Source organism: Flavobacterium ammonificans (assembly GCF_020885975.1).
In the GTDB taxonomy this organism is placed as follows: domain Bacteria; phylum Bacteroidota; class Bacteroidia; order Flavobacteriales; family Flavobacteriaceae; genus Flavobacterium; species Flavobacterium ammonificans.
Genome location: NZ_AP025183.1, coordinates 1,850,729 through 1,873,538 on the forward strand (window position 1 = coordinate 1,850,729; position 22,810 = coordinate 1,873,538).

Consider the following 22,810-nt stretch of genomic DNA (forward strand, 5'->3'; position numbering starts at 1 on the left):
ACTATGACTTCATTAAAAATTGTTGGCGTTCCAGAACATTTCAATTTACCTTGGCATCTTTGTCTTGAAAATGGCGAATTTGAAAAGGAAAATATCGATTTACAATGGACTAATGTGCCTGAAGGAACTGGAAAAATGTGTCAAATGCTTCGCGATGGAAGTACTGATATTGCGGTAATTTTAACCGAAGGAATTATCAAAGATATTATTGGTGGAAATCCATCTAAGATTGTGCAAATTTATGTTGAATCACCTTTAATTTGGGGAATTCATGTTGCAGCTCAATCCAATTATCAATCGCTTACCGATTTAGAAAATACAAAAGCTGCCATTTCACGTCTTGGTTCTGGCTCTCAATTAATGGCTTATGTCAATGCCAAAAATCAAGGTTGGAACACTAACGAATTGCAATTTGAAATTGTCAATACTATTGATGGTGCAGTAACTGCTTTGACTAATGGAACAGCCGATTATTTTATGTGGGAACATTTTATGACAAAACCATTGGTAGATAAAGGCGTTTTTAGACGCTTAGGCGACTGCCCTACTCCTTGGCCTTGTTTTGTTATTGCCGTTCGCGAAGTAGTATTAGCTAAACAACCAGAAATAATTACAAAGCTTCTTGAAATAATTAATACCAAAACACGAATTTTCAAAGCCATTCCTGATATTGATAAGCAATTAGCTAAAACCTATAACCAAAAAATTGAAGACATCAAAGAATGGTTAACGCTAACCGAATGGTCGCAAGAAAAAATAGATGCAGTCCTACTTGACCGTATTCAAAACCAATTGGTAGAATTAAACATTATAAATTCAAAATCTGATTCAATTAGTTGGGAATCGATTTAGTATACAATTGTCTTCCTAGTTCTGCTAAAAATGGAATTCCGATTTCTTCATATTCGTAAATTCCATCATTGAAAATTTTATTTTTATTGACTAATAATGTAGCAGTTACCATGAATTCAACTCCCGCTTTCTCATCAATGATGTAAGCACAATCGGTCAAAGTTCCATAAGCCTGACCAATTTTATTATAAATTTTAATAGTAGAATCGATTTTGTCCTTTGTATCTCCAAAAATTAAGAATTTACAATAACTATCGTAAAACTCTTTCGAATCAAAACCTTGCTCTCTCGGTAATTGATGCATAGAAGATAAAATAAATTCACGGGCTTTATCATTTATATCAAAACGTTCATTAAGTTGAAATTCATTAGGAAATAAAAGTCGTTTAAGAGTGTTATGCAATGTAATTAATGGAAAATAGTTTTTTGCAGAAAAATCGAAAGCACCCATCACTTGAGCATCATTTTCAATATAACCAATCCCTTTTTTAATTGAATTCAGCTGTAAAGCATCCACTTTTCTTCCTGTTACTGAAGGTAATTCAGCGATTAAGCTATCTCCTTTAAACAAATAGATGGTTGAAGTTTGTTTGTTACCAGAATTTGCAACCGACAATCGGTGACTGACTGAGAATGGTGACAAACCTTTGTTGTGCATTTTAGAGTTTAAATAATCAAATCCAATAAATTCCAATAAATTATTACTTGCCTCATTATCACTTAAAGCAAACAGTTTTGAAATTTCTTTCTTAAAATTTATTTTGGTTCCATTTGGTTTGTAGCTAAAATTAATACTATCCGAGAGAGGAGCAATAGAATTTAATTTTTCAAGTGCTAACACGGCAATTGGAAACTTAACAGTACTCGCTGGATAAAAATAATTTTTAGCATTCACATTGTATTGGTAATCTTTAAATGAAATTGTACCATCTGAAGCTCTTTTAATTTGGGTATAAATAATCTGCAGTTCATGTTCGTTTACATTATCCATAACTGCTTTAATTTTTGGATTATTGGATTTCAAAACCAAATCTAATGGATCATCCTCTACACTATTCTTTGAAACAATACAACTAGAAAAAAGTATAGGAAGTATTAAAAGAAAGTATTTGAAATTCGTAAATTCAATAGATTTCATAGATTAAAGCATTAGATTTATTTGTTATCCAATCTGATTCATCAGAGCAACAAACATAATAAATTATTGTTTTGCTATGATAAACGATAATGGTACATTTGGAACTTATTAAAAAACTATGCCACGATTTAAAGAAAACGATTTGCCAAAATCAAAAATTACCTTAAGCGCCCTTCAAAAAGCAAAACTCATATTTCAATTTTCAGGGAAACACCTTTGGAAGTTTTATGTAGGTTTATTTTTCTTATTGCTAACTGGTGGTTCTGCTTTGGCTTTCCCTAAATTAATGGGCTTACTCGTAGATTGTGTCAATAATAAAGATACTGCACAAGCCAATTTTATAGCTTTGAGTTTACTTGGAATATTGTTTATGCAATCTATTTTTTCGTTTTTTAGATTGTCTTTATTTGTCAATTTTACCGAAAACACTTTAGCTAATCTTCGCTTGGCATTATACAGTAATTTGGTTAAACTTCCTATGTCATTCTTTTCTCAAAAACGTGTAGGTGAATTGAATAGCCGAATCAGTTCAGACATTACCCAAATTCAAGATACGTTAACGTCTACCATTGCTGAGTTTTTAAGACAATTCATTCTTATAATTGGAGGTATTGCTTTATTGGCTACCGAAAGTTTCAAACTTACTTTATTAATGCTTTCTGTTGTTCCTTTGGTTGCCGTTGCCGCAGTTATATTTGGTCGATTTATTAGAAGTTATTCTAAAAAAGTACAAGACAAAGTAGCTGAAAGCCAAGTAATTGTTGAAGAAACTATGCAGGGAATTAGTATTGTAAAAGCATTTGCTAACGAATGGTACGAAATTGCTCGATATAAAGCGCAGATAAAAGAAGTAATTCAAATTGCGATTAAAGGTGGTAAATACCGTGGCTACTTTGCTTCGTTCATTATATTTTGCCTTTTTGGTGCTATCGTGGCCGTGGTTTGGTATGGAGTTCAATTAAGCATCGCAGGCGAAATGAGCGTAGGTCAATTAATCTCGTTTGTTTTATATTCTACTTTCGTAGGGGCTTCTTTTGGTGGTATTGCCGAATTGTATGCACAAATTCAGAAAGCAATTGGTGCTACTGAACGTGTTTTTGAATTATTAGACGAAACTCCAGAAAAAATACAAGGTACAACAGCAAACCAATCCATTGAAAAAATAAAAGGAAATGTCAATTTTAAAAATGTAGCCTTTAAATATCCTTCTAGAAAAGAAATGGAAGTGTTAAAAGACGTGAGTTTTACCGCTCAATTTGGACAAAAAATTGCTATTGTAGGTCCTAGTGGTGCTGGTAAATCAACAATAGCTTCCCTTTTATTACGATTCTATTCTATCGCAGAAGGAAGTATCGAAATTGACAACAAAAATATTTACGATTACGATTTGGAACAATTACGTGGCAATATGAGTATTGTTCCTCAAGATGTTATTTTGTTTGGCGGAACCATTCGTGAGAACATTGCCTATGGTAAACCTAATGCAACCGAAGAAGAAATTTTGGCTGCAGCCCAACAAGCCAATGCTTATAATTTTATAGAAAGCTTTCCTGAAAAGTTAGATACATTAGTAGGAGAACGCGGGGTGAAATTATCTGGAGGTCAAAGACAACGTATTGCAATTGCAAGAGCCTTATTGAAAAATCCAAGTATATTAATATTAGACGAAGCCACTTCTTCATTAGACAGTGAAAGTGAAAAATTAGTTCAAGAAGCGCTCGAGATTTTGATGGAAGGAAGAACAAGTATCATTATTGCACACCGTTTATCAACCATTCGTTCAGCAGATCAAATTCTAGTATTAGACAAAGGCAAAATTGCTGAAAAAGGAACTCATCAAGAGTTAATAGCTTTAGATAATGGAATCTATAAAAATTTAAGTAATCTTCAATTTAGTAATTCATAAAAAAAACGCCATTCTGTTGAATGGCGTTTTTTAATTATGAACTTTTTCTTCGACTTCGCTCCGCTTTTATCATAGACAATTCGCGACTCGTTTGTCCAGCTACAGAAGTGTTTTCTTCTGCACGGCGAATTAAATAAGGCATCACATCTTTAACTGGACCAAAAGGCAAATATTTGGCTACATTGTATCGGTGAGCCGCTAAATTGTAACTAATATTATCACTCATTCCGTATAATTGTCCGAACCAAATTCGATCATCATTAGTCTTAATTCCTCTTTCCTGCATTAAATTCATTAAAGTATACGAACTCAATTCATTATGCGTTCCAGCAAAAATTGCCATAGTTTCAATATGTTCTATCATATACAATACTGCTGCATCGTAATTTTTATCAGTGGCTTCTTTTGAAGCACAAATTGGAGTTGGATACCCCTTCTCTACTGCACGAGCATTTTCCTTTTCCATATAAGCACCACGCACTATTTTCATTCCGATGAAGAAACCTTCTTGTTTTGCTTTTTCGTGTAATTGTTTCAAATAATCCAAACGATCCCAACGGTACATTTGAAGCGTGTTAAATACTACTGCTTTTTCTTTGTTGTACTTTTGCATCATTTGGGTAACCAAATCATCTGCAGCATCTTGCATCCAACTTTCTTCAGCATCAATTAACAAGGAAACGTCTTTGTATTGAGCGGTTTTACAAACCAAATCAAAACGATCCACAACTCTATCCCATTCTTCTTTTTCTGAAGATGTTAAGGTAGCTTTAGACCCTACTTTTTCATATAAATCAAATCGTCCTAATCCTGTTGGCTTAAAAACAGCAAATGGAATGGCTTGACGTTCTTTGGCAAATTCAATAGTTTTCAAGGTCATAGCCAAGGCAGCGTCAAACTGCGCCTCCTCTTCTTTACCTTCAACTGAGTAATCCAATACCGAAGAAACACCTTTGGTATACATTTTATCGACAACTGATAAACAATCATTCTCATTGATACCTCCACAAAAATGATCAAAAACAGTTGCTCTAATTAAACCTTCCACTGGTAGATTAGCTTTGATAGCAAAATTAGTAACCGCTGTTCCAATACGAACAAGTGGTTCATTGTCAATCATTTTGAATAAAAAATAAGCCCTATCTAACTCTGTATCACTTTTTAAAGCAAATGCAACTTGTGTGTTATCGAATATATTTCCCATTAATTGTTATATTTTTTACAAATATAGAGAGAGTTTTCAATACTATTAATCAAAAAATACCTTATTTTGCGTTATCAATAAATTCTGAATAATGCAGACGATTCAAGCCAACAATTATCCCGTACATTTCAATGAAAAAGCCTATGAAGCTTTAAATTTGCATTTGCAAAACAACAAGTATTCTAACCTATTCATTATCACAGATAGCAATACTAATGAATATTGTTTGCATGAATTTTTGCCTCATGTAGCAACAGAATTAACTATTGAAATTATTGAATTCGAAGCAGGAGAGATTAATAAAAATCTAGATACATGTATTGAAATTTGGAATGTTCTTACTGAATTAGGTGCGGATAGAAAAAGTTTAATCATCAATCTAGGTGGTGGGGTTGTAACTGATTTAGGCGGATTTGTTGCTTCCACTTTTAAAAGAGGGGTTGATTTTATTAATATCCCAACTACACTTCTTTCGATGGTTGACGCATCTGTAGGCGGTAAAACAGGCGTTGATCTAGGGAATTTAAAAAACCAAATTGGAGTAATTAATGTTCCTGTTATGGTATTAATTGACACTCAATATCTAGCTACAGTGCCTCAAAACGAGATGCGTTCTGGGTTGGCTGAAATGCTTAAACACGGATTAATTTTTGATAAAAACTATTGGGAACAATTTCTTGATATTAGTACTATTGATTTTTCTGATTTAGATATACTAATTCACCGTTCTGTCGTGATCAAAAACGAAATCGTAATGCAAGATCCAACGGAGAAACATATTCGTAAAGCATTAAATTTTGGGCATACTTTAGGACATGCTATTGAAAGTTACTTTTTGGAAAACGAAAACAAAAAAACACTACTTCATGGCGAGGCGATTGCAGCGGGTATGATTTTAGAAAGTTATATTTCTTGGCAAAAAGAATTAATCACTGAACTAGAATACCGCCAAATTAAAATAGCAATAAAAGCGATATACGATCCGGTTCAAATTGAAGAAAATGACCTACAACCCATTATGGATTTATTAATTCACGACAAGAAAAATGAATATGGCACTGTACAATTCGCTTTAATTGATGGTATTGGAGCAATAAAAATCAATCAATTAGTTGAAAATGAATTGATTATTAGTGCTTTTTTGGACTATAAATCATAATTATTTATTTACATAAAAGGATTGCATTTCGTATGTATATTTTTTTACATTTGCCACAATGAAAACAACTCAAAATACAACATACTTTAATCAGGATAGCAACAATAGTAGCCAGTCCTTTTTTGGGTTATGCAAAAGTGTATTTGTGATCAAAGGAAGTTTTAGTTTTGATATTTTTCAGTTCTTAAAAGCTGAAAATGAAAAACTACAAATTGTATATGCTAATATTAGAGTTTGAATTTTAATTTAATCCAAGTTTAAACTTTTTTTAAATCTAAAAATTCTGATATAGCAATGAATACAAAATATTCCGACTTAATAAACCAAACCTATTATTTCCCACAAGAAGAGTTTACTTTAAACAAAGACAACCTTCAATTTCACAATATTGATTTGATGAAATTAGTGGAACAATACGGAACTCCACTTAAATTTACTTATCTCCCTCAAATTTCTAATAACATCAACAAGGCGAAGTCTTGGTTTAGAAAATCAATGGAAAAAAATAAGTACGATGCAAAATATTTTTATTGTTATTGTACTAAAAGCTCTCATTTTGAATACATTATGAACGAAGCTTTTAAAAACAATATTCATATTGAAACCTCTTCTGCTTTTGATATTAATATCGTTGAAAATCTTTTAGAAAACGGTAAAATCAACAAGAGTACTTATGTGATATGCAATGGTTTTAAAAGAGATGAATATGTTTCTAATATCGCGCGTTTAATCAATACAGGTCATAAAAATACTATTCCAATTATTGACAACTTCGAGGAATTGGATTTGCTACAAGCCCAAATTAAAGGGAAATTCAAAATTGGAATTCGTATTGCAGCTGAAGAAGAACCAAAATTTGAGTTCTACACTTCTCGTTTAGGTATAGGTTACAAGAACATTGTCCCTTTTTACAAAAAAGAGATAAAAGAAAATAAAAAATTGGAACTTAAAATGTTACACTTTTTTATTAATACAGGCATCAATGACAATGCTTATTATTGGAATGAATTAGTAAAATGTATCAAAGTTTATGTAGCTCTAAAAAAGGAGTGTCCTACTCTTGATGGATTAAATATTGGTGGTGGTTTTCCTATCAAAAATTCATTAACCTTTGAATACGATTATCAATACATGATTGACGAAATTATCAATCAAATTAAAATTGCTTGTGACGAAGCTGAAGTGGCGGTTCCAAATATATTTACTGAATTCGGTTCGTTTACTGTAGGTGAAAGTGGTGGTGCGATTTACCAAATTTTGTATCAAAAACAACAAAACGATAGAGAGAAATGGAATATGATTGATTCTTCTTTCATTACTACACTACCGGATACTTGGGCCATCAACAAACGTTTCATTATGTTAGCTGTCAATCGTTGGAATGATACGTATGAAAGAGTTTTATTAGGTGGTTTAACTTGTGATAGTGATGACTATTACAACTCAGAGCAAAATATGAATGCCATCTATTTGCCAAAATACAATAAAGAAAAACCGCTTTACATTGGTTTTTTCAACACAGGTGCATACCAAGAGACTATTGGAGGTTACGGAGGATTGCACCATTGTTTGATTCCACAACCTAAACATATTTTGATAGATAGAGATGAAAACGGAATTTTAGCAACTGAAGTTTACTCAGAACAGCAAACTTCTGATGATGTTTTAAAAATTTTAGGATACAAAAAATAATTCCAAAATTTATCTTTCAAGAAATAGAATTATACCCTACTTTCGTAGCCATATTTCAGAATTAATAAAAAATAAAAATGAGTAAAGGACCGATTAGTCAATTTATTGAAAAACACTACCTGCATTTCAATTCAGCATCTTTAGTTGATGCAGCAAAAGCCTATGAGCAACAATTGGCAAACGGTGCCAAAATGATGGTGAGTATGGCTGGAGCTATGAGTACTGCAGAGATTGGTAAAATATTTGCAGAGATTATTCGCCAAGATAAAGTGCAAATTATTTCATGTACAGGAGCTAATCTTGAAGAAGACATCATGAACTTAGTTGCACATTCACATTACGAAAGAGTACCTAATTATCGTGATTTGACTCCACAAGATGAGTGGGATTTGTTAGAGCGTGGATTAAATCGTGTAACGGATACATGTATTCCTGAACATGAAGCTTTCCGTCGCTTACAAAAACATATTTATAAAATTTGGAAAGACGCTGATGATAAAGGAGAACGTTATTTTCCTCATGAGTTCATGTACAAAATGTTACTTTCAGGTGTTCTTGAGGAATATTATGAAATTGACTTAAAAGATAGTTGGATGTATGCAGCGGCAGAGAAAAACTTACCTATAATTGTACCAGGTTGGGAAGATAGTACTATGGGTAATATTTTTGCTTCCTATGTAATTAAAGGAGACTTAAAAGCTTCAACTATGAAATCAGGTATTGAATACATGACTTTCTTAGCTGATTGGTATCCAAAGAATAGTTCTAACGGAATTGGATTTTTCCAAATTGGAGGAGGTATCGCAGGAGATTTCCCTATCTGTGTGGTTCCGATGTTATACCAAGATATGGAAATGCATGACGTTCCTTTTTGGAGTTATTTCTGCCAAATTTCAGATTCGACAACTAGTTATGGTTCCTATTCAGGAGCAGTTCCAAACGAGAAAATAACTTGGGGCAAATTAGACATTAAAACTCCCAAGTTCATTATTGAATCAGACGCTACAATTGTAGCTCCATTAATTTTTGCTTATTTATTAGACTTATAGAATAGACCCCCGTATGAAAAGAGTAATTGTTGACTACGCTAAACTTACCAATGAAATCTTAAACTTATTAGTTGAAAAATTTCCTGATGGTTATGATGATTCAGACATTATCCGTTTTAGAAATGCAAAAAACGAATTAATTGAAGCCGTTGAGGTTCGCACTGATGATACTATTTATTTAGTAAAAGTGAGTACGAAACTTTCTGACCGAATTGAGAACTACGATGAGGATGATGAAATTCTCAATGTTGAAGTAGAACCTATCAAAGAACTCGAATTGGAAGTAGATGATACTGAAGACGAGTCTGAAGATGAAAATCTAGACAATCTAGATAATGAGGGTGAAGATGAAGAGGGAGGAAATCATGATGAAGACCTAGAAGAAGATGATGAAGATTAAAAGTTAATTCAAATAAAAAAGGCTACTAAATTGAAATTAGTAGCCTTTTTTATTGAAATTATAAATACTTTTCCAAAAATACATTCTGATGGTGTTTCTGATGTCCAATAATCATAAAACCAATAGCACGAACAGAGATAGGTTGATCTGATGCAATTCCTTTGCTTAAAAGCTGTTCCTCAGAAAAACTTTTAAATAGCAACAAATTAGAATGGCGTACTGCAGACAACTCTGTTAATAAATCTTGAAGGCTTCTTGTATTTGCTGGAGTGTTCGCTGCATAACTATTTTCGTCAAAACCTGGTAAGGGTGTACTATCATTTCTAGAAATCCGTAAAGCACGATACGCTAAAATTCGCTCCGTATCAATAATGTGCTGAATAATCTCTTTAATTGTCCATTTCCCCTCGGCATAACGATAATCAAATTTATCCATTGATAAATTTTGAACAAACCGAATAAAATCATGCAAACAGATTTCTAATTCTTCTATTAAAACTACTTCACCAGCTGCCTTAAAATAGGTTTCGCAATAGACAGGGTATTCGTTTTCTACTAATTGACTTGTTTTCATACTATAATTTAAGCTGAGTTTCTACTAGCATTGGTGTTTCCAAAAAGAGATCGAGTTACAATTTTTTCATACACCTTGATTAATTTCTCATCCGGATTTTTCTCTTTCAACAACTCATTAATTCGAGTTAATCCATATTGTTGTATTGTTAACAATGGCAATACAATACGTTCTCTTACATCAATAGAAGCTTTACCATCAGGATAATTTTCCATCAACTCTTTATGTCCGGCAATTTTTAACAATAATCGTTTTGTTTCTAAAAATTCATTATAAATAATTTTCCAAAAATCGCCATACTCAGGATCTTTACTCATATAAGCTGTCAAAGGAAAGAATGATTTAGCCAATGACATCATACTATTTTCTAAAAGTGTTTTAAAGAATAGCGAGTCATCATACAGATCTTGAACTTTATCCCATTGATTGGTATCTTCAAAATGTTTTAAAGCCGTACCTACTCCAAAAAAACCTGGAACATTTTGCTTTAACTGACTCCACGAACCCACAAACGGTATCGCTCGTAAGTCGGCAAAATCTAATGATTCGGATTTACTTCTTTTAGATGGTCGACTACCAATATTAGTTTTTGCATAATACTTTAGCGTACTCATTTTTTCTAAATACGGAATAAATTTAGGGTGGTTTTTGAAACTTAAATACTTTTTATACCCTAATTCTGCCAATTGATCTAAAATAACTTTTTCATCAATGGTTAATTCATTTCTTCCTTTTGCAAAAACCTGATTAGTAACTCCTGCACTTAGCAAATTCTCTAAATTATAACGGCAAGAATCTAAGGTACCAAAGTTAGAACTAATGGTTTGACCTTGAACGGTAACTTGGATTTCGTTATTTTCAATTTTTGGACCTAGTGAGGCATAAAATTTATGTGTTTTACCTCCGCCACGAGCTGGAGGACCACCTCTACCGTCAAAGAAAATCGCTTTAATTCCGTATTGTCTTGAGATTTCAGTTAATGATTCTTTAGCTTTATAAATACTCCAATTTGCCATTAAATAACCTCCATCTTTGGTTCCGTCAGAGAAACCCAACATGATTGTTTGTTTATTATTTCTATTTTTTAAGTGTTGAGCATAGGCTGGATTAGCATACAATTTTTCCATGATTTCATGGGCATTTTGTAAATCATCAACCGATTCAAATAAAGGAATTATATCTACCGTTGGATTAGTCCAATTACTCAGTTTAAATAAGGCGAAAGTTTCCATTACATTTAATGCACTTTCATTGTTACTAATAATGTAACGATTTGAACCAAACTCACCATTATTATTCTGAATGGTTTTCATGGCTTGAATTGAACCCAAAGTTGAATTTGTCATTTCATTTGCAAATTCAGCTGGATTTAAATCTCCTGATACATTGGATAATACTTCGAATTTTTCATTCTCTGAAAGTTCAAAATAATTGCTTGGAAAAACAGATGAATCCGATTTTAAATAATAACTCACTATATCTTTAAAGACTGAATTATGAATTTTACTGTTTTGACGAATATCTAATGTAGCAAAATGAAATCCAAATAAATTCACTTTTATCAATAGCGCATCCAATAGATCCAAATATAACGATTGATGTTGTTCAATAACAATTAATCGTATTTTATTTAGCTGAGTTTTGAACTCATCAAGAGTTATAAATAGCTCTCCTTTGGAGTAAAAAACCGAACGATATAATTTTTGTTCTAATTCAGTGACTAAAGTATCAACCCCGGCAAACGTTAATTTTCTCTTTAAATTTCTGATTTCAATATAGTAACATTTCAAAATAGAAGTTCGCAAGCGATCAGCAACTTTTAATGTAATTTCAGTCGTTACAAACGGATTTCCATCACGATCTCCTCCAGGCCAAAAACCCAATTTAATAAGTGGATTGTTAATCGAATTTCCATTAAATAAATTCTTCTCTAAATAATGCACCATTTCACCCGCAGTTTCATAAAACACATTTTCTAGGTACCAAATCAAGCTTACTGCTTCATCATAGGGATTGGGTTTTTCATTTTGAATAAAAGGCGTTTTACCTAACTGAGCTAATAATTGCTTAATCGCTAACAAGTTATTAGATCGAATAGCTTCCGTTAAATCATTAATAATACCAAGAACAGCTCCAGGATAAAACTGTGTCGGATGTGCAGTTAAAACAGTTCGGACATTAAAATTCTCTAAAAACTCGGTTAATTCTGCTTGGTTATTAGTATTGTCTGCTTTTTCTTTAATATCACGAAGAGAACCTCTTCCTTCCATGTTATTTACTTTTGAAAAGGCTGCATCTTCTATGGCATCAAAAAGAACAATTTGACGTTCGATGTATTGAATAAATCGAAACATCAAATCAATTTTGTTTGTTTCAGAATCGGTATGCAAATATTTCTTTGAAAAAAAATTCACAATCTCAACTGGAGTTTCTTGTTTTTTAAATCCCGATTCACAAACATCCGTGAACAAAGGCAATAACACTCCTGTATTGTCTATAGAGTCAAAAGGAAGCGTTATAAAGACACTATTATAAATATTGTACTTTGAGAGAACATCTTGGTTGAAACGTTCTATTTTTGGAAGCGTATACATAAGTTAAAAAAGTTGTTGTTGTAGTTAGTTGTTGTAGTTAGCGATATATAAATGATAAATTGGCATAAAAAAACCCCAAGAGTAACTTGAGGTTATAGTATACTATATCATCAAGAATTACATGTTTTTAAAAATGGTATGCATTAAACGTTTTTTATCGTTAATACTTTCTTCTAATGAAATCATTGTCTCGGTTCTGTATACCCCATCAATATCATCAATCATGAAGATAACATCTTTAGCATGCTTTGTATCTTTAGCTCTAATTTTACAAAAAATATTAAATTTTCCTGTAGTAACTGAAGCTACAGTTACGAAAGGTATTTCATTTATACGTTCTAGAACAAATTTAGTTTGAGAGGTATTATTAAGAAAAACACCTACATATGCAATAAATGAATAACCTAATTTATCATAATCAAGAACTAAAGAAGAACCCATAATAATCCCAGCATCTTCCATTTTTTTTACGCGTACATGAACCGTTCCTGCTGAAATTAATAACTTCTTAGCAATATCTGTAAAAGGGACTCTAGTATTGTCGATTAACATATCTAAAATCTGGTGATCTACTTCATCTAAACGAAACTTACTCATAATAAAAAAATTAAAGTTAATAACTACCTTGAAATGGGGCTAGTTTAAGACTTAATCAATCCATTTTCAAACTGAAAATTTCCTAAAAAGAAATTAGCCGGTTGATCCAATCTTGGTAAATTCCCATATTCATCAGAATATAAAGCCCCTTTTGCGTCATATTCATAGTGACCAAAAAGGCAATCTAAAGCGTCAATTTGAACAATGTAAGCATTGAAAACAATTTTACCGTCGATTATTTCTTCTTTATACTGAGATGCAAAATTGATGATTTTTTCTTTACCATCATAATTAATTTTGATATTTTTATACAATAAATCACAAAAAACGGGATTATTTTGTGAAATATTCAAATATTTATCAATTCTATTATCAACTATATCGTTTTCGTAAATTAGCTTAAATGCGGTGATCATAGAAAAAAACAAAAATTTCCTAGTCATCTCTCTGTCGTAATCATTTTGATAATGACCTCCTTCAAAAAGTACGGTTGGCACTCCAAAAAATTGAAATGTATCTCCAACACAATTAAAATTAAACGAATCATCAAATCTTCCTATTTGCCCTGGAATATACTTTTGTAAAACTTCATTGATACCTGCAATTAGATTAATCGCTTTCAGTCTAGAAGAATTAATTTCACGTTCTTGGTTATAAGCTGGAGCTAAAAAGGATAAAGTAGCTGGCTTATTAGTTTGACCAACGCTATATATTGTTCTTTGATCATGCAAATTGAAGCAAAAATCAGGTTTAAATGAGTTAAAAACAGATCGTAGAACTTGGCTTTCAGGTTGAGACAAATCTTGCGAATCTCTATTTAAGTCTATTGAATTTGCATTCTCTCTAGTGTACAATTTTGCCCCATCCGGATTCAACATTGGAATCCAGAGTAAAGTAAATTTTTTCAAAAACAATTCCGCTTCATTCGAATTGCCTTCAAAAAAGTTAAAACAGTCAAAGGAAGCCTTTGTTGTCGAACTTTCATCACCATGCATTTGTGACCAAAGCAAAATTTTAATCGGACCAGAACCAATTTGATAACTATAAATCGATTTTCCTTGAACGGATTTACCAATAATTTGTAATTGATTATTCGTATTTAAACGATGTAAAATTGGCTCAATATGATCTAAAGTAATATACCTACCTTGAATGGTTTGTTCTTTATATTTTGCAAATACTAATTCTAAATCCATGCTATACTGTTTGATTTTACAAAAGTAAACATCTTTATTTTTACAATTGTAAACTATATTTACCATGCTTAATTCAACTTTGTAAACAAAAAAAGGGATTGTATGTAGGTCAAATTTCAAATAATTGTTGTTATTTGTAAACCGTAATTGTTTTTTAATTTAATTTTCTTATAATCAGTATTTTAAATAGCGTTATTTGTATTAAAATCTGAATTTAATAACTGCTTTTTCAAGCCTGTAGTTACAGTTATAGCCCTTCGTAACTAATAATTAATTACATTTGTAAACAAATTAAATCTAAACTAAATACTACCATGGTAAACACGGACGATTTTGTAAAGAGATTAGAAAATGTATTGGAATACTACAACTTGAATGCTTCAGCATTTGCAGATAAAATTGGCGTACAACGCTCTAGTATGTCTCACCTCCTATCTGGACGTAACAAACCAAGTTTGGATTTTATCCTTAAAATTTTAGAGGTTTTCCCAGAAGTAGATTTGTATTGGATATTAAATGGAAAAGGGATATTTCCGAAGACATTAGATAGCCTACCATCAACAGAAGTGCCTACTCCTCTTCCATCGATTTCTTACAATAAAGAGGTTAGTTTGTTTTCTGACTCAAAACCGTCTCAAAATACAATCCCATCTGAGACTTTAAATAAAGAGACTGTCTTAGTAGAAAAAATCGTTTTCTTCTATTCTGACGGAAGTTTTAAAGAATACAAAGGCAATTAGTTTGCAGGCACATAAAATCCTTTACTTGGTACTTTACCTTTTACACCAATAAAATGATTCTTTAGAAATGCTAAATCAGCTTCGTAATTTCCTGTAGGTTGAAACGGAAGACCTAGCTTTACTTCTTTATTACCAAAATCAAAAGCAACAGGTAGTATTGGAACATTAGCTTTTAATGCGATGTAATAAAAACCAGTTTTTAATTCGCTTACATAATTACGTGTCCCTTCAGGAGCTACCGCTAAACGAAACGTCTCTTTGGTGTCGAAAATAGCAGCAATCGAATCTACTTTATTCAATCCGCCAGAACGATCTAATGGAGCACCGCCCATATATTTAAAATAAGCCCCGAAGAAAGGAAAGCGAAACAATTCTTTTTTAGCTACAAAATTCATTTCAAGGCCTACAATTCCTCTTGTAAAAATTCCTAAATAAAAGTCATGTGCACTTGTGTGCGGCAAAACCATCATTACACATTTTTTTATTTCAGGGTTGATTGATCCAACAATCTTCCAACCCATGATTTTAAAAAAAATCCATTTATATAATTGTGCTTTCATTCTTTTGCTATTTAGTGCAAATAAAACAATTAAAATCTTATTTTTGAATAAATCCCCACATTATGATTCGCAAAATTTTCAGTTATTTAGTTCCAATTACGATTTACAAAGCCAAATCTAGCTGGAGTAAATCAATTGAAATCACTTTGAATCACGGGCAATTAGTTCTTGATTCTGAAAATACTAATTATTCCTATGGTAGTCTACAACGCATTTTACGTCTTGGATTAAAAACAATTGGCTTTCGCCAAATAAAAAAGATGGATAGGGTATTAGTTCTTGGTGTAGCCGGCGGAAGTGTAATCAAAACGCTTGTTGATGATATTCAATATAAAGGAACAATTACAGGTGTTGAAATTGATGCAGAGGTGATTCAAATCGCTAATCGCTATTTTAATTTAGATGCAATTCCAAAACTAAATTTAGTTGTTGCAGATGCTTTTGAGTATGTATTGCAGACGAATACCAAATACGATTTAATTATCGTTGATGTTTTTCAAGATACTACAATGCCTAACTTTTTATTTGAAAATTTCTTTACAAAAAAACTTTGTTCATTACTTGAGGTAAATGGCTATATATTATTTAATACTATGATTTTAAATAGTATTGATGAGCAAAGAAATAGTAAATATAGTTCTGAATTTTACCAACCCAATTTTAGGATAAAAAAAATCCCACGAATAGAAAATCATAATGAATTATTAATTATTGAAAAATTAAAATAAATAATTCCGAAATTTACAATTCACTTAAATTACTCTATGAAAAAAACTGTCCAAAAATTATTTTTAGGAAAATCGTCCAACGGAGTTCAGGCAGAATATAATCCGATTCAAAAAAGAATTCAAAACATCAAATCTATATGGGATAATGACCACGAAGATGATAATGGCATAGAGAAAATTTTCAGATTATTGCTTTCTTCTTCACAATTGTTATTCCCTGGTATCTATATCAAGTATTTTTCAAGAAAAAAAGGGATAGAATACCAAGATTTAGCAATTGATATTTACATTTTAATTAAGGTTGCTTTCCCGATTACTATCTTAATTTATCAATGGTATACGATTGATTGGGTGGTTATTGTAATGACGTACTTGTTTTTAGAAACTATTTTCTACATTCCAACCTTAATTTTCGCCTCTGATTTATTCTCAAGACCACGATCATACAGAAGATCAATGATTTTATTGTTTTTTAATTATACAGAAATATTCTTATCGTATGCGGTATTTTATTCATTAGGTGATTTTTTTAAACCGAAAATTTACACATTGGTTTGATGCAATTTATTTCAGTATAATAACTTCTACATCTGTTGGATTTGGGGATTTTTATCCAACAACTTTTACCGGTAAATTATTAGTTAGTACACAAGCACTATTATTTTTATTTTTTATTATAATTTTTTTAAATTTTTTCTCAACCAAAGTAAAGCCTAAAGGATATTTTGATATTGATAATGAAAATTAGTGCAAAGGACGTTTTTTAATCATTCCACCTTTAGTGTCTTTAACACTATTCATTACAATGAACGCACTTGGTTCAATTTTTTCGATTTCTAAACTTAATCTATTTAATTCCAATCGTGTAACAACGGTATATAAAATATCCGTATGAATTGTTTCACCTTTTTTACCGTATCCCTTTTTTCCGTTATACACAGTAACACCTCTTCCCATTTTATCGATTATCATTTGTCGTATCTCATCTGAATTTGTAGCAATAATAGTAACACCAATATATTCATCTATACCCTCTACAATAAAATCCAAAGTTTTAGAAGCAGACAAATAGGTTATCATAGAATATAATGCGATTTCCATTCCTAAAAAATAAGCAGCAGCAGAAAAAATAACCACATTAATTACAATTATCAAATCTCCAATAGTACTCCCAATTTTTCTACTCAAATAGATAGCTAATACCTCTGTTCCATCTATTACAGCTCCTCCTCTGACTGCAAAGCCAATTCCTGCTCCTAAAAAAAATCCGCCAAAAACAGCTACAAGTAAGTTGTCGTTGGTAACATTCGGAAATGTAACTGTAGCTAAAACTAAAGCTAATCCAGCGATAGCCAAAGCCGTTTTTATAGCAAACTTAGTACTCACTATTCTGTATCCCATTAAAACAAAAGGAATGTTTACAACTATGATTAATAGAGGGAGTGGGATTTCAGTAACAGCTGAAATTAATAACGAGATCCCTGTTGCTCCTCCATCAATAAAATTATTGGTTAACAAAAATCCTTTGAATCCAAATGCCGCTGAAAAAATTCCAATAGTAATTAAGAAAAAATCTTTCCAAGCCCTTTTGATTAAAATTAAAAGTATTCTATAGGCTTTTGCTAATTGGTAATCAGAATATTTTTTTGAACTAGAGTTACTGGTAGATTTTGTTCGTAAAATAGTTTGAGTTAAAACTCTCTTTAAAAATACTCTCATAATTATTAAATTAACTTATTGATTATAAACAAAATACTATAATTTACGAATTCACTTTTATAGTAGTAACCTTGCTTTTTCTAAATCTTCTGGAGTATCAATACCTATTCCTATATGGGATGTCTCTACCATTTTGATACGTTTTCCAAATTCTAAATAACGTAATTGTTCTAATTTTTCTGAGGCTTCCAATGATTTCATTGGCAAACTATAAAAATCTAATAGTGCTTGTTTTCTAAAAGCATAAATTCCGATGTGCTGAAAATACCGCACTCCTACATTTTTCTCTCTTGGATACGGAATCACCGAACGGGAAAAATACAAAGCAAAGTCATTTTGATCTACCACTACCTTGACATAATTAGGATTATTGATATCCTCTTCATTGGTAATTTCACGCATTACAGAGGCTAAATCAACCTGTCTAGCCGCATCGTTCTTAAATACCTCAATTACTTTCTGTAAAGGGTCTATATCTATAAAAGGCTCGTCACCTTGCACATTGACTACGATATCAACGTCTAAGTTCTGAACCGATTCAGCAATTCGATCGCTCCCTGACTCATGTTCTTTGATACTCTTGATAGCCTTACCTCCATTAGAAACAATTTCTTCAAAAATGATATCGGAATCAGTTACAACAAAAACATCATCAAACAGCTTGGTAGTAATAGCCGCTTCGTAAGTTCTTAAAATCACTGTTTTTCCACCCAAATCTTGCATTAATTTGGCTGGAAATCGGGTTGAAGCGTAACGTGCGGGTATAACGGCTATTATTTTCATTACTTGGGTTAAAACATTAATAGTATCAAATCAGATGCAAATTTAATTAATTTATTGAGTTTATCCTTTTACATCATTTTTACTGAAGTCATACTCAAAGAACCAGCTACTAATTTATCATTAAATAAATGCAATTTATCCTTTTTATCTTTTAATCCCAAGGTATAAATTAAGGGTAAAAAATGCTCTGGTGTTGGAATAGCTAATCGCAGGGCTTTACTCTGTTTTTCATACTCTAGTAATGGTTTAAAATTAGCATCTAATAAATAATTATTAACTACTTCTCGAGCCTCAATTGCCCAGTCATAGCCATAATTGTCTTTGTCGAAATTAGGGTAATCCACTAATCGTAGATTATGAACAATATTACCACTTCCTACAATTAGAATACCTTTATATCTCAAATCACTTAGTTGCTTAGCCAATTCAAAATGATATTCTGGCGGCTTCGAATAATCAATACTCAACTGAATAACAGGGATATTTGCTTCGGGATATAAATGTTTAATTACACTCCAAGCACCGTGATCTAACCCCCAAGTATCATCTAATTCGACCTCTGTAGGTAGTAGTAATTCTTTGGTTTCCAAAGCCAATTCAGGACTCCCTTTAACAGGATATTGTACCTCAAATAATTCCTGTGGAAAACCACCAAAATCATGAATGGTTTTTGGCATTTCCATAGCGGTTAATTTAGTTCCTTTAGTATACCAATGTGCCGAAATACACAAAATAGCATTGGGCTGCGGCAGTGATTTTGCTAAATCTCGAAAACCAGCCACAAACTGATTTTCTTCAATGGCATTCATCGGACTTCCGTGTCCTAAAAACAAAACCGGCATTTTATCGGTAGTTGAGAAACTTCCAGATACAGTGTGTAAATCGTTTAAATTTTGCATAATTATCGTTTTAAATTAGTCCACAAAATTTTCGTCTTTAAAACCAATCAAATATAATTTATTTTTAGCCCTTGTCATGGCGGTATACAACCACCGAATATAATCGCTATTTATTCCGTCTGGCAAATAGGGTTGCTCGATAAAAACGGTGTTCCACTGCCCTCCTTGCGATTTATGACAGGTAATAGCATAAGAGAACTTGACTTGCAAGGCATTAAAATAGTCGTTGTTTTTTACTTTCTGGAATTGCTTAAATTTAGTTTCACCTTCATAATCTTTGAGCACTTCTTGGTACAAACGATTAGACTCTTCATAGGTCAAAGAAGGAGATTCACTTTTGATGGTATCCAAAAGTAAAACCGTTTCAAATGGCTTTTGATCAGGATAATCGACCATACGGATTTTTACTTTAGCAAACTTAAAACTGTACAATTCTTGAATACCAAATATTTCCAAAACCTCAATTATATCACCATTGGCAATAAAACCAGCTTCATCTGAATCTTTTAACCAAAAATAATTGTTCTTTACTACCATTAAAAAATCTCCTGTAGACAATTCGCTTTCTCGGTCTAAAATTCGAGTGCGAATTTGTTCGTTATACTGGTTGGCTCTTTTATTGGAACGAACAATAAATGCGGTATCTTCTATACTGTAATTGCTATAAGCAGACTGAATAGCGTCCTGAATGTCATAGCCATCTGTCAATCGTACTATATCTTTATATTTTTTTACATCAAACTGAAAATCAGTAACAAAATTATCTTTCAATAACTCTCGTAACTCTGTCGCATTAAATAAAATCCCTGAACTTTCTTCCTGACGCATCACTTCGTCTAATTCAATAGACTCAATTTCTTTATCATAATGTACCGCTAAAGTATGAGTGTCCAAAGCGGGACTGATATCCAAATTAACCGGAGGTAGCTGCGCAGTGTCTCCTAACAGAATCATTTTGCAATTGGTTCCCGAATACACATACGAAATTAAATCATCTAACAAAGAACCGTTTTCATACAATTTAGAATCCGAATTAGCATCCGAAATCATCGAGGCTTCATCAACGATGAAAATGGTATTTTTATGTTTATTAGGCTGTAACGTAAACGAAACGCCTCCTCCAGAAGATTTCTTAGGGAAATAGATTTTTTTATGAATGGTAAAAGCTGGCTTGTTTGAATAATTGGCAATTACCTTAGCTGCACGTCCCGTTGGAGCAAGCAAAACATACTTTTTATTAATCTCAATTAAATTATTGACAATAGTAGAAATGACGGTCGTTTTTCCTGTCCCTGCATATCCTTTCAAAACAAAAATGGTGTTGTTCTCCATTTCGGTTAAGAAAATAGCAATCTTTTGAAAAAAGATATCCTGTTTGTAAGTAGGTTCAAACGGGAATTTTTTCTTTAAAAGACTGTAAAACAAGGAGGAATTCATTCTGATTAATTTGTCTGCAAAGTAAACAATTGCAATGACAAAAATCAATTGCAATTACAAAAATCAATGATAAAATTAAATAGCGAGTCCCATAATTAATTTGATTTCTTTATTACTTTTTGAAATTGATTTCTGAAATTGCTATTGAAATTGATTTTTGCTATTGTTATTCGTATGTTTGCATTGTTGAAACAAAACCTATGAATACCAATATCACCGAAAAGAGTTATAAAAAACTGTCGATTCAAGTTGCCTTGAATGGACTTTCTTTTTGTTGTTTTGACACCTTAAACAATACGATTACCTCCTTCAACGAAGTACGTTTTGATACGTTTCACAAAGCCACTAAAACTGAGGATTTATTTGCCGATGCTTTTAGTGATTATCCTGAATTAAAGGATTCGTATGACGAGATTCTAATTATTCACAATAACAATCTTTCTACATTTGTGCCTGAGCCATTGTTTGACGAAAACTTTCTAGGAAGCTATTTGCAATACAATACTAAAGTTTTTGAAACTGATTTTTTTGCTTTTGACGAAATTGCTAATTGCCAAATGAATACTGTTTACATTCCGTATGTAAATATCAATAACTTTTTTATTGACCAATTTGGCACTTTTGATTACAAACATGCTAATTCTATTTTAGTTTCTAAATTATTAATTGGATCCAAAAACAATCCAGAAAAGAAAATGTTTATTCATATTAATTCTGGTCATTTTGAAATTATTGTTCTACAAAATCAGAAACTATTATTATTCAATTCGTTTGAGTATTCAACTCCTGAAGATTTCTTGTATTACATTTTGTTTACAGCAGAACAATTAGGTTTAAATCCAGAAGAATTCCCGTTAGAACTGATTGGAAAAATAGATACTGAAAGTGACTATTATCAATTGGCATATAAATACATTCGTAATGTATCATTAATAGATATTAGAGATTTACAAGCTAAAAATACTTTTTCAGAAGCGGACAATAGAAATCACTTTATACTTTTTAATTCATGAGAATTATTTCAGGCAAATACAAAGGCCGACGCCTATTTCCTCCAAAAAACCTTCCTGTACGTCCCACAACTGATATGAGTAAAGAAGCATTATTCAATGTTTTGAATAATCATTTTAGTTTTGAAGGATTAAAAGTATTGGACTTGTTTTCAGGAACAGGAAACATCAGCTTTGAATTTGCTTCTAGAGGTAGTTCGCCCATTACTTCCGTAGATGGTGATTTTGGTTGTGTAAAATTTATCAAACAAATTGCTGCTGAATTTGATTTCAATATTGCTGCTACCAAAAGTGATGTTTTTGCTTTCCTTGAAAAAAATAAAACAACTTACGACATCATTTTTGCAGACCCTCCTTATGGTTTAGACCAAAAAACCTTCGAGAAAGTAGTTACTTTAGTATTTGAAAGAGGACTTTTAGAAGAAGAGGGCATGTTGATTATTGAGCATTCCAAATACACTAAAATGGAGCATTTGCCAAATTTTTCTTTTCAAAAAAGTTATGGTGGATCTTTCTTTAGCTTCTTTGAGATTGCAACTTCGGAGGATGAAGAATAGTTATCTCCAAAAATTT

At 31.9% G+C, this 22,810-nt stretch carries 23 protein-coding genes; 12 read left to right on the forward strand and 11 right to left on the reverse strand.

From position 1 onward, the window contains the following. Positions 1-3: 3 nt before the first annotated feature. Positions 4-852 carry a substrate-binding domain-containing protein gene (locus LPC23_RS08340; protein WP_229329503.1) on the forward strand — a complete coding sequence of 283 codons (849 nt, stop codon included), beginning with the start codon at positions 4-6 and terminating at the stop codon, positions 850-852. On the opposite strand, the gene LPC23_RS08345 is transcribed toward LPC23_RS08340, so the two are convergent. Beyond that, positions 833-1,990: a serine hydrolase gene (locus tag LPC23_RS08345; protein WP_229329504.1), complete on the reverse strand. Its 1,158-nt coding sequence runs from the start codon at positions 1,988-1,990 to the stop codon at positions 833-835. The two genes, LPC23_RS08340 and LPC23_RS08345, sit on opposite strands and share 20 nt — an antisense overlap. A gap of 118 nt (positions 1,991-2,108) precedes the next feature. On the opposite strand from LPC23_RS08345, the gene LPC23_RS08350 reads away from it, so the two are divergent. After that, on the forward strand, positions 2,109-3,896 hold the full coding sequence (locus LPC23_RS08350) for an ABC transporter ATP-binding protein (protein ID WP_229329505.1): 1,788 nt from the start codon (positions 2,109-2,111) through the stop codon (positions 3,894-3,896). A gap of 34 nt (positions 3,897-3,930) precedes the next feature. Here LPC23_RS08350 and LPC23_RS08355 read toward each other — a convergent pair whose 3' ends face one another. After that, positions 3,931-5,100, reverse strand: coding sequence for a proline dehydrogenase family protein (locus LPC23_RS08355; RefSeq protein ID WP_229329506.1), 1,170 nt, complete (start codon positions 5,098-5,100; stop codon positions 3,931-3,933). 91 nt (positions 5,101-5,191) lie between these two features. Between LPC23_RS08355 and aroB the strand changes: the two genes are divergently transcribed. The 4 genes from aroB (at position 5,192) to LPC23_RS08375 (ending at position 9,400) form a co-directional block, all read left to right on the forward strand. Further along, positions 5,192-6,259, forward strand: coding sequence for a 3-dehydroquinate synthase (gene aroB, locus LPC23_RS08360; protein ID WP_229329508.1), 1,068 nt, complete (start codon positions 5,192-5,194; stop codon positions 6,257-6,259). A gap of 294 nt (positions 6,260-6,553) precedes the next feature. Further along, entirely contained in the window at positions 6,554-7,951 is a 1,398-nt protein-coding gene (locus LPC23_RS08365; RefSeq protein ID WP_229324575.1) for a type III PLP-dependent enzyme domain-containing protein, read from the forward strand. A gap of 77 nt (positions 7,952-8,028) precedes the next feature. After that, complete coding sequence (locus LPC23_RS08370) at positions 8,029-9,000, forward strand: deoxyhypusine synthase family protein (RefSeq protein ID WP_229324577.1); 972 nt, start codon at positions 8,029-8,031, stop codon at positions 8,998-9,000. A gap of 13 nt (positions 9,001-9,013) precedes the next feature. Next, complete coding sequence (locus tag LPC23_RS08375; RefSeq protein ID WP_229324579.1) at positions 9,014-9,400, forward strand: DNA primase; 387 nt, start codon at positions 9,014-9,016, stop codon at positions 9,398-9,400. A gap of 58 nt (positions 9,401-9,458) precedes the next feature. On the opposite strand, the gene LPC23_RS08380 is transcribed toward LPC23_RS08375, so the two are convergent. From LPC23_RS08380 to LPC23_RS08395, 4 genes are all read right to left on the reverse strand, one after another. After that, the gene (locus LPC23_RS08380) at positions 9,459-9,974 is read right to left on the reverse strand and encodes a DinB family protein (protein ID WP_229329510.1); all 516 of its coding nucleotides are present in this window, start codon (positions 9,972-9,974) and stop codon (positions 9,459-9,461) included. Positions 9,975-9,982: 8 nt separating this feature from the next. Beyond that, positions 9,983-12,568: a phosphoenolpyruvate carboxylase gene (locus tag LPC23_RS08385; RefSeq protein ID WP_229329512.1), complete on the reverse strand. Its 2,586-nt coding sequence runs from the start codon at positions 12,566-12,568 to the stop codon at positions 9,983-9,985. Between the two features lie 117 nt (positions 12,569-12,685). Then, positions 12,686-13,165 (reverse strand): Lrp/AsnC family transcriptional regulator, encoded by a 480-nt coding sequence (locus tag LPC23_RS08390; RefSeq protein WP_072943262.1) that lies wholly within the window; start codon positions 13,163-13,165, stop codon positions 12,686-12,688. Positions 13,166-13,209: 44 nt separating this feature from the next. Beyond that, on the reverse strand, positions 13,210-14,361 hold the full coding sequence (locus tag LPC23_RS08395) for a M14 family metallopeptidase (RefSeq protein WP_229329514.1): 1,152 nt from the start codon (positions 14,359-14,361) through the stop codon (positions 13,210-13,212). A 314-nt stretch (positions 14,362-14,675) separates the two neighbouring features. Between LPC23_RS08395 and LPC23_RS08400 the strand changes: the two genes are divergently transcribed. Next, positions 14,676-15,101 (forward strand): helix-turn-helix domain-containing protein, encoded by a 426-nt coding sequence (locus tag LPC23_RS08400; RefSeq protein WP_229329516.1) that lies wholly within the window; start codon positions 14,676-14,678, stop codon positions 15,099-15,101. On the opposite strand, the gene LPC23_RS08405 is transcribed toward LPC23_RS08400, so the two are convergent. After that, the gene (locus tag LPC23_RS08405; protein ID WP_229329518.1) at positions 15,098-15,661 is read right to left on the reverse strand and encodes a 1-acyl-sn-glycerol-3-phosphate acyltransferase; all 564 of its coding nucleotides are present in this window, start codon (positions 15,659-15,661) and stop codon (positions 15,098-15,100) included. The genes LPC23_RS08400 and LPC23_RS08405 overlap by 4 nt on opposite strands. 62 nt (positions 15,662-15,723) lie before the next feature. Here LPC23_RS08405 and LPC23_RS08410 point away from each other — a divergent pair, with 62 nt between their 5' ends. The 3 genes from LPC23_RS08410 to LPC23_RS08420 are packed head-to-tail and all read left to right on the forward strand — an operon-like array spanning position 15,724 to position 17,137. Beyond that, positions 15,724-16,389 (forward strand): spermidine synthase, encoded by a 666-nt coding sequence (locus LPC23_RS08410; protein WP_229329519.1) that lies wholly within the window; start codon positions 15,724-15,726, stop codon positions 16,387-16,389. 36 nt (positions 16,390-16,425) lie between these two features. Further along, the gene (locus tag LPC23_RS08415) at positions 16,426-16,947 is read left to right on the forward strand and encodes a two pore domain potassium channel family protein (RefSeq protein ID WP_229329520.1); all 522 of its coding nucleotides are present in this window, start codon (positions 16,426-16,428) and stop codon (positions 16,945-16,947) included. Further along, positions 16,910-17,137 carry a potassium channel family protein gene (locus tag LPC23_RS08420; protein WP_229329521.1) on the forward strand — a complete coding sequence of 76 codons (228 nt, stop codon included), beginning with the start codon at positions 16,910-16,912 and terminating at the stop codon, positions 17,135-17,137. The genes LPC23_RS08415 and LPC23_RS08420 overlap by 38 nt, the downstream gene beginning before the upstream one ends. Here LPC23_RS08420 and LPC23_RS08425 read toward each other — a convergent pair. The 4 genes from LPC23_RS08425 to LPC23_RS08440 all read right to left on the reverse strand — a co-directional run bounded on the left by LPC23_RS08425 (position 17,134) and on the right by LPC23_RS08440 (position 21,227). After that, positions 17,134-18,108, reverse strand: a complete 975-nt coding sequence (locus tag LPC23_RS08425) for a YitT family protein (protein ID WP_229329522.1) — start codon at positions 18,106-18,108, stop codon at positions 17,134-17,136. The two genes, LPC23_RS08420 and LPC23_RS08425, sit on opposite strands and share 4 nt — an antisense overlap. A 57-nt stretch (positions 18,109-18,165) precedes the next feature. Next, entirely contained in the window at positions 18,166-18,891 is a 726-nt protein-coding gene (gene kdsB, locus LPC23_RS08430) for a 3-deoxy-manno-octulosonate cytidylyltransferase (protein ID WP_229329523.1), read from the reverse strand. Positions 18,892-18,959: 68 nt separating this feature from the next. Then, positions 18,960-19,790, reverse strand: a complete 831-nt coding sequence (gene ygiD / locus LPC23_RS08435; RefSeq protein WP_229329524.1) for a 4,5-DOPA-extradiol-dioxygenase — start codon at positions 19,788-19,790, stop codon at positions 18,960-18,962. A gap of 15 nt (positions 19,791-19,805) precedes the next feature. Next, on the reverse strand, positions 19,806-21,227 hold the full coding sequence (locus tag LPC23_RS08440) for an ATP-dependent DNA helicase (RefSeq protein WP_229329525.1): 1,422 nt from the start codon (positions 21,225-21,227) through the stop codon (positions 19,806-19,808). A 200-nt stretch (positions 21,228-21,427) separates the two neighbouring features. Between LPC23_RS08440 and LPC23_RS08445 the strand changes: the two genes are divergently transcribed. Then, the gene (locus tag LPC23_RS08445; RefSeq protein ID WP_229329528.1) at positions 21,428-22,240 is read left to right on the forward strand and encodes a DUF3822 family protein; all 813 of its coding nucleotides are present in this window, start codon (positions 21,428-21,430) and stop codon (positions 22,238-22,240) included. Continuing rightward, positions 22,237-22,794 (forward strand): RsmD family RNA methyltransferase, encoded by a 558-nt coding sequence (locus tag LPC23_RS08450; protein WP_229329530.1) that lies wholly within the window; start codon positions 22,237-22,239, stop codon positions 22,792-22,794. The genes LPC23_RS08445 and LPC23_RS08450 overlap by 4 nt, the downstream gene beginning before the upstream one ends. Positions 22,795-22,810: the final 16 nt, after the last annotated feature.